This is a genomic window from Massilia glaciei, assembly GCF_003011895.2.
In the GTDB taxonomy this organism is placed as follows: Bacteria; Pseudomonadota; Gammaproteobacteria; order Burkholderiales; family Burkholderiaceae_D; genus Telluria_A; species Telluria_A glaciei.
On record NZ_PXWF02000333.1, the window covers coordinates 1 to 7,894 of the forward strand.

At 69.6% G+C, this 7,894-nt stretch carries 5 protein-coding genes and 1 pseudogene; 1 reads left to right on the forward strand and 5 read right to left on the reverse strand.

What is annotated here, in order from left to right; translation table 11 throughout:
* Positions 1 to 21: 21 nt before the first annotated feature.
* A complete protein-coding gene (locus tag C7C56_RS30420; RefSeq protein ID WP_267874743.1) occupies positions 22 to 156 on the reverse strand; it encodes a hypothetical protein in 135 nt (44 codons plus the stop codon).
* A gap of 144 nt (positions 157 to 300) precedes the next feature.
* On the opposite strand from C7C56_RS30420, the pseudogene C7C56_RS26525 reads away from it, so the two are divergent.
* A pseudogene (locus C7C56_RS26525) lies at positions 301 to 494 on the forward strand (Tn3 family transposase); the annotation flags it as partial.
* Positions 495 to 516: 22 nt separating this feature from the next.
* Here C7C56_RS26525 and C7C56_RS26530 read toward each other — a convergent pair.
* The 4 genes from C7C56_RS26530 to C7C56_RS26545 all read right to left on the reverse strand — a co-directional run.
* Positions 517 to 1,038, reverse strand: a complete 522-nt coding sequence (locus C7C56_RS26530) for a M48 family metalloprotease (RefSeq protein ID WP_106760341.1) — start codon at positions 1,036 to 1,038, stop codon at positions 517 to 519.
* Between the two features lie 75 nt (positions 1,039 to 1,113).
* The gene (locus tag C7C56_RS26535; RefSeq protein ID WP_181373374.1) at positions 1,114 to 3,255 is read right to left on the reverse strand and encodes a site-2 protease family protein; all 2,142 of its coding nucleotides are present in this window, start codon (positions 3,253 to 3,255) and stop codon (positions 1,114 to 1,116) included.
* 2 nt (positions 3,256 to 3,257) lie between these two features.
* A complete protein-coding gene (locus C7C56_RS26540; protein WP_229459016.1) occupies positions 3,258 to 4,637 on the reverse strand; it encodes an efflux RND transporter periplasmic adaptor subunit in 1,380 nt (459 codons plus the stop codon).
* Positions 4,638 to 4,683: 46 nt separating this feature from the next.
* Positions 4,684 to 7,894, reverse strand: a 3,211-nt coding sequence (locus tag C7C56_RS26545) for an Ig-like domain-containing protein (RefSeq protein ID WP_219933238.1), incomplete at its 5' end; no start/stop codon positions are given.

Genomic DNA, 7,894 nt, shown 5'->3' on the forward strand with positions numbered 1-7,894 from the left:
TCACGTTCGCCGAAATACGCATCAGGCTAATGAGCCGTCCTCGCTTTCCTCGAACGCCTGCCCCCAGTAGCCCGGTTCGGCGTAGCGTGCCGCCAGGGCATCAATGTCGAGCTGCGGCGCCTCGGCCGTGAATTCAAAGCGGCCGATAAGGTTCACATGGCGCCATGCCACTGGCGACACGCTGCGCAACGCCTCAATCGCCTCCGCCTCCCCCGCCGCGCGCTTCTGTTCATAGACTTAAGGCCCGTGTCGGTGATGATAGCTTGACGTACGATTTTTCCCGTTCCCCCTATTTTTCCCTACTACAACTCGGCCATACTGTCGCACCTGCTGACGAAGTGCGAGGCCAGCGGCAATGCCAAGGCTGTGGCGATGATCACCCGGATATCGCCAGCGGCCTGGCGGCACATCCTGCTGAATGGGCACTACACATTCCAGAGCGGCGGCAAGATGATCGACCTGGACGCGCTCTCGCCGGGCTGAAATTGGGATGACGGAAATTTCTGGGTTTCCGGCTTACATCCCCGCGTAGCGGCGGTACGTTTCGTGGTGGCTGGCGCTGGCGCCGGCCGCCGCCAGGGCGTCGTTGAGGACGCGCTCGGCCACGAGGAACTGGCCATCGTCGCGCGTCCAGAGCAGGTAATGGGCCAGCTCGTGGCCGAACACGGCCAACAACTCGTCCGGGGCGAGGCGCTCGAGCAGCGGCCCCTGCAAAATGATGTGCACCTCGCCGGACACGAAGGCGAGCGCCGCGTTCATCTGCTGGCCCGGCGACTGGTACAGGGTGGCCGGGGCGGCGATGCCGAGCCTTGCCATCGCCGTCGACAGCGTCGCGTGGACCTCGCCGTGCGCCGCCGGGTCGATCCGGTAGGTGTCGCGCAGCAGCATGGCGCGCAGGCAGGCGCGTTGCTCGCCGTCGCTGGCGCGGGCGCCGGCCCAGCGCCAGACGTCGGGCTCGTGCAGGCGCAAATAGCCGACCAAGGCGGCGTGGTAGGGCAGCGGCACGAGCGCCCCGCGATCTGGAACGGGAGGATTCATGCGCGGTGGTCCATAGTTGTCAGCCGGAGTTTACTAGGAAAGCGTGCCGCGCGTCGGCACCCGCGCCGCGCGGGTCTAGAAACCGACCTCGCGCCACACCAGCGCCATGGCCGAGCGGACAAACACCATGCCCGGCGGCTCCCACTCGCCGCGGATGACGACCTTGCCGCGCCAGCTGTGCCGGTCCAGCCGGCCCGGGTCGCCCTCGACCGACAGCGTGACGCGGTACACGGCGCGCTCGGGCACGAGCTGGCCGCGCCGCTCGCGCGTCAACACCGAGCCGCCGAACTCGCTCGCCAGTTCGCCGTGGTGCAGCACGCGCGCGGCGTCGTGTTCGATGCCGCTCACATGCACCGTCAGGGCCGGCCCCTCGAGCCCGTCGGCGAAGAAGCGGCCGCTGTCGCCCATCCGCACGCGCCGCACATCGTCCTCGTCGAAGTAGGCCTGGACCTGCCAGGCGCCCGGCTTGACCAGCATCCCGAGGCGCTCGCGCTCGCCCACCCACACGCCCGGTTCGAGTTCGGGATCGAGGTACAGCACGCCGTCGAACGGCGCCTTCGGGGCGAACAGGTCGATCTCGGTCTCGACCCCCGCCAGTTCGGCCGCGGCCGTGATCTGGGCTTGCTGCAACACCTGCATCTGCTGGCGTTGCTCCGCCTCGACCCCGGCGTTGGCGGTCTGCCAGCGCACCCGCTCGAGCCGGCTCTGGGCCCGGCGCCAGCGCAGGTTGAGCTCCGGCGAGGCCAGCTCGAGCAGGGTGGCGCCGGCCGCCACCGCGGCGCCGTCGGCGGCCGGCAGTTTGCCGATCTGGGCCGCCGCCGGCGCGTGCAGCGGATAGATCTCGGCCGGGCGCAACGAGCCCGACGCGGACAGGCGGGTCGGCCACGGCACCACGACCAGCACCAGCAGCAGGAGCGCGAGGGCGGCCGTCAGGCGCAGCCGCGGACGGCGCGCCAGATAGGCGCCCAGGTCGTGCGAGCGGAACGGCTCCGGGTGCTGCGCCGCGATCAGGGCCGGCCACAGCTTGACCTCGCGCACCACTGGCAGCAGGACGAACCAGCCGATCTCGACGATGAAGAGCAGGATCCCGAGCGCCTTGATGAAAAAATGGTAGACCAGCACCGCGATGCCGAGGAACAGCGCGATGCGGTACAGCCAGGTCGCGTAGGCGAACACGATCAGGCCGGCGGTGCGGCGCCGGCTGAACGTTTCCGGCGGCGCCTCGCCGAGGCCGAACAGGCGCTCGCGCAGGTCCCAGCGCGCCAGCGCGAACGCGCGCGCGTGCAGGTTGGGGATGTCGAGCCAGTCCGAGAGCAGGAAGTAGCCGTCGAAGCGCATGAACGGGCTGGTGTTGATCGCCACCGTCGCGATCCAGGTGGTGGTGGCGAGCAGGAAGGCGGTCGACTTGGCCAGCCCGGGCGGCAGCAGGGTCCAGGCCAGCGTGGCCCAGACCGCGATGATGAGCTCGGTCGCGACGCCGGCCGCAGCCACCGCCAGCCGCTGCCCGCGCACGTTGAGCTGCCAGACCTCGTTGGTGTCGGTGTAGGCGACCGGCCACAGCACCAGGAACGCCACGCCCATCGCCGGCACCCGGCAGCCGTAGCGCTTGGCCGTGAAGGCGTGGCCGAGCTCGTGCAAGATCTTGACCAGGGTCAGCGCGAGGGCGAAGCCGGCCAGCCCCTGCCACGAGAAATGGTCGACCAGGGTGTTGGTGAACTGCTGCCAGTCGCGCAACACCAGCGACAGGCCGAGCACCAGCGCGGCCAGCGTCAGGTGCAGGAAGGCGCGCGAATACAGGGGCTCCACCGCGCCCACCCAGCGGTCGAGCCAGCGGTCCGGGCGCACCAGCGGGATCCGGAAGAACAGGTAGTGGTGCAGCAGCCAGCTCCAGCGGTTGCCCTTGAGCCGGGCCAGCTTGGCCGCCATGGCGGCGGCGCCGTCGCCGGCGGGCGGGCGCAGCAGCTGGTTCTCCTGCAAAAAGATGGCCAGCGCCTCGACGTCCTCCGGTTCGGGGTGCAAGGTGGTCTCGCGCGCGATCGCGGCGGCGATCGGCTCGAAGGCGTCGAGGTGCCAGCGGCTGATGATCTCGAAGCTGAGCCAGTCGAGCTGGAAGAACTGGTTGCGCACCGGGTCGTGCAGGGTGTAGCTGGGCTGCCCGTCGGGCATGCGCGGACCCTCGAACAGGTCCAGCTCTTCGCGCAGGGCGGGCAGGGGCATGGTCAGTAGCCGATCGTCTGGCGGATCGCGGCGAGCGGACGGCGCAGGACCCAGTAGACCAGCGGCACCCGGTCGCCGGCCAGTTTGGCCGTTCCCTTGAGGCCGACCCGGTGCGTGGTGGCGCCGTCGAGCGTGGCGCGGACCCGGTAGGCGTAGCCGCCGTCGGGCCGCTGCAGGGCGTCGTGCGCGACGTAGCGCAGGCGCGCGCCGACCGGCGCGAGCGGGCTCGCGTTCAGGTACAGGGTGGCGCCGGCGCCGGCGCGCAGCGGAATGGCGTCGCCCAGCGGCAGCCAGGCCTCGACCTCGACGTCGCCCGGCGCGGCCACCCGCAAGATGCGCTCGCCGACCGCGACCGGCCGCCCGATCCACTCGCTCGGGTCGTCCATGAGCACGATGCCGCTTTGGGGCGCGAGCACGCGCGAGCGCTCGAGCTGGCCGCCGAGGTAGTCGGCCTCGGCCTGGCGCTCCTCGACCTTGGCGGTGAGCATGGCCAGCTGGGATTTGCTCTTCTCCTCGGACAGCGCCAGCTGGGCGGCCTGGCGGTACTCGGCCAGGGCCCCGGCCAGGCCCTGGCGCGAGACCTCGAGGCGCGCCTGCAGCGGGGCGTCGTCGAAACTGAACAACAGCTGTCCGGCCGCGACCCGATGGTTCGGCTTGACCGCGAAACTGCCGATCACACCTTCGAGCGGCGCCCGCACCACGGCCGGCCTGGCCGGCACCAGTTCGCCCGGGGCGAGCACCGTCAGGCGCACCGGGAACGCCAGCAGCAGCACCACCGCGCTCGTCCAGAGGAAGCGCGGGCGGCGCCACCAGGGCCGCCGCGGCGCGGCCGCCAGCGGCGCCGCGGCGGCCGCGCCGCGGTTGCGCAGGTGGCGCCAGGACCAGGGGGCGCGCACCCCGAGCGCGCGCCAGGCGTGGTGCCAGATGCGCATCCATTCGGCCAGCAGGGCGATGTCGATGTCGCGCCAATGGGTGTCGCGCGCGAACAGCCAGCCGCCCGAGACGCCGTCCGGGAACGGGATCCACAAGCCGAACGCGGGCAGCCAATCGCCCCACTCGGCGCCGACCGCCCCGGGCAGCGTGCCGGCGTCGACCAGGGCCGGCACGCCGTTGGCGCCGGGCAGGCCGGCGCACACGCGCCCGAGCCACTGCGCGTAGGGCGCGTTCGCTTCGATCTGGACCACGCCCGAGAGCGCATGGACCGCGCCGTCAGCCAGCCACATGGCGGCCTGCCGGAAAGGCGCCAGCGCGTGGCTGTCGTTGACGGCCATGAAACTGAGCACGGCATGGTCGCCCGCCTCGCGCGCGCGGCGCGACATGTCGAGCAGGACCCCCAGTGCCTGGGGCTCCATCTGGATGTGTTCGGATCCTTCTGACGCCATCAATGAATTCCCGCGCCGGGGCGCATTCGGTTGCCTGTTGAACGGATCATGCTTTCCTCATCGATGGTATCAGACCGGGCGCCGGTTTCGAGGCCAGGCGGATCTGCTCGGCCAGGCCGGCGCGGCCGACGAGCTTGTTGCCGACGATTTTGATGCGGAAGATGGTCTCTGCGCTGCGTCCCTCCATGTCGACCGCCTTGATCGTGACGGCGATCTCGCCGGTCAGGCCGGCCGGCACCACGCCCTCGAAGCGGCCGGTGGTCGGATCGAACACCAGCCAATTGGGCAGCGGGTCGCCGTTGCGCAGGGTGGCGACCAGCTTGACGGTGGCCTTGGCGTCGGTGTGCTTGAAGGCGTCGGACGGCACCCGGAAACTGATGCGCGTGTCCTTGGTCAGTTCGAACGTCTGGTCCTGCACGCCGCGGTGCAGCGTCAGCGCGGGCGAGCCGACCGGGATCACCAGCACCTGGAAGGCGTCGTCGCCGCCCATGGTCAGGATGCCCTCGAACGTGGCGGCCTCGCCGATCCTGCGTTGGGCGAAGTCGGTCAGGTTGAAGTCCGGGATCAGCGGCGAGCTTTGCTTGATCAGATCTTCGAGCGCCATGAGCTCGGGCACGTGGAACATGAACGGGCCGGCCGGCGCCGCCACGTCCCGCGGCGGCAGGAAATTGGGCTGGACGGGCAGCGGCGCGTCCGGCGCGTTGACCTGCGTGCCGACGCGCGGCGGCGGCACGGCCGCCACCACCAGCTCGTTGCGCGAGCTGTCGGAGCGGCTGTTGCCGGCGCCGTCGGTCAGGGTGACCGTCACCGAGTGGCTGCCCAGCGGCAGTGAGTTGGCGTCGGGGATCGTCAGCGTCCAGCTTTCGCCGCTGCGGGTGAGCGCGCCGTCGCCCTCGGTGTAGGTGACGCCGTTGACGGTGACCGTCAACACCTCGCCGGCGGCCCGTGGCGCGGTGCCGGAGACGGTCGGGGTGGTGTCGAAAGCGAGCGTCGGCTTGACGGTCGGGGTCGCCGGGGCCTCGGTGTCGATGGTCAGCGCCAGGGCGGCGCTGGTGGCGGAGACGTTGCCGGCGGCATCGGTGACGCTGGCGGTGAACAGCTTGTCGCCGGCCGCCAGCGCGACGCTGGCGAGGTCGACGAAGCCGGCGCTGATGTGCTGCGCGGTCAGCGTCACGCTGCCGACGACGGCGCCACGCTCGAACAGGGTGACCGTCTCGCCAACGACGTTGGCATTCGCGCCGCTGCCGTTGAGGGCGACCCGGATCAGCGGGGTGGTGGCGTTGGTCAGGTTGTCGCTGCTGCTCGAACCCGAATCCGACACGGCCAGCAGGTCCAGGCTTGGCGCGGCCGGCGCGGTGTCGTCGACGTCGGCTACGTTGACCGTCAGCGTTTGTCTCGATGGGTTGCCGCTGCGGTCGGTTGCGATGATCTCGACCACGTAGCTGTTGTCGGCGCCGCTGTCCCGCGGCGCCTCGAAATCGGGCGCGCCGATGAAGCTGAGCAGGCCGGTGGCGGGATTGATGACGAACCTGCCGGCATCTGCGCCGCCGCCGATCGACCAGGTCACCGCTTCGCTCGCGCCCATGGTCGTGACGACGCTGTCGTTCTCGCCCAACGTGATGCTCGCGCTGGTGGCGCCGGCGCTGCCGCCGGGGCCGGTGATCGCCGGGGCGACCTCGTCGGCGTCGGTCACCGTCACGGTGATGGTTTGGACCGAGGCGTTGCCGCCGGCGTCGAGCGCCTGGACTTCGACCACGTAGCTGTTGTTGGCACCGTTGTCGCCTGGGGCCTCGAAGTTCGGCGTGCTCGCGAAGCGCAATGCGCCCGTGGCCGGATCGATCACGAACAGGGCCGAATCGACACCGCCCTTGACCGACCAGGTGACCGCTTCGTTTGCGCTCAGGGTGGTCACGGCAGTGGTGTTTTCCACTACCGGTATCGCCGCGGTTGCGCTGCCGGTGATGGCCGGGGCGACCTCGTCGGCGTCCGTCACCGTTACGGTGATGGTCCGGACCGAGGCGTTGCCGCTGGCGTCGAGCGCCTGGACTTCGACCACGTAGCTGTTGTCGGCTCCGTTGTCACTTGGGGCCTCGAAGTTCGGCATGCTCAGGAAGCGCAGCGCGCCAGTCGCTGGATCGATAACGAACAGGGCCGAATCGGCACCGCCCTTGACCGACCAGGTGACGGCTTCGTTTGCGGTAAGGGTGGTAACGGCAGTGGTGTTTTCCGCTACCGAAATCGCCACGGTTGCGCCACCAGTGGTTGTCGGGGGTAACTCGGCGACGTCGTTCACCGTCACGGTGATGGTCTGGATCGAGGCGTTGCCGTTGGCATCGAGCGCCTGGACTTCGACCACATAAGTATTGTTGGCACCGTTGTCGCCTGGTGCCTCGAAGTTAGGCGTGCTGACAAAGTGCAGGGCGCCCGTGGCCGGATCGATCGCGAACAGACCCGAATCGACACCGCCCTTGACCGACCAGGTGACCGCTTCGTTGGCGGTCAGGGTGGTCACGGCAGTCGTGTTTTCCACGACCGGTATCGCAACGCTTGCGCCGCCGGTGATCGCCGGGGCTAACTCGTCGGCGTCGGTCACCGTCACGGTGATGCTCTGGACCGTGGAGTTGCCGCTGGCATCGACCGCCTGGACTTCGACCACGTAGATGTTGTTGGCATCGCTGTCGCCTGGGACCTCGAAGTTAGGCGTACTCAGGAAGCGCAAGGCGCCCGTGGCCGGATCGATTGCGAACAGGGCCGAATCGACACCGCCCTTGACCGACCAAGTGACCGCTCCGTTTGCGCTCAGGGTGGTAACGGCACTCGTGTTTTCCACTACCGGTATCGCCGCGGTTGCGCCGCCGGTGATGGCCGGGGCGACCTCGTCGGCGTCGGTCACCATCACGGTGATGGTCTGGACCGAGGCGTTGCCGTTGGCGTCGAGCGCCTGGATTTCGACCACATAAGTGTTGTTGGCACCGTTGTCGCCTGGAGCCTCGAAGTTAGGCGTACTCACGAAGCGCAAGGCGCCGGTGGCCGGATCTATCGCGAACAGGGCCGAATCGGCACCGCCCCTGACCGACCAGGTGACGGCTTCGTTTGCGCTCAGGTTTGCGACTGCGGTCGTGTTTTCCACGATCGAGGTGGCTGCGGTCGCGCCGCCGGTGATGGCCGGGGCGACCTCGTCGGCGTCCGTCACCGTCACGGTGATGGTCTGCACTGAGGCGTTCCCGTTGTCATCGAGCGCCTGGATTTCGACCACA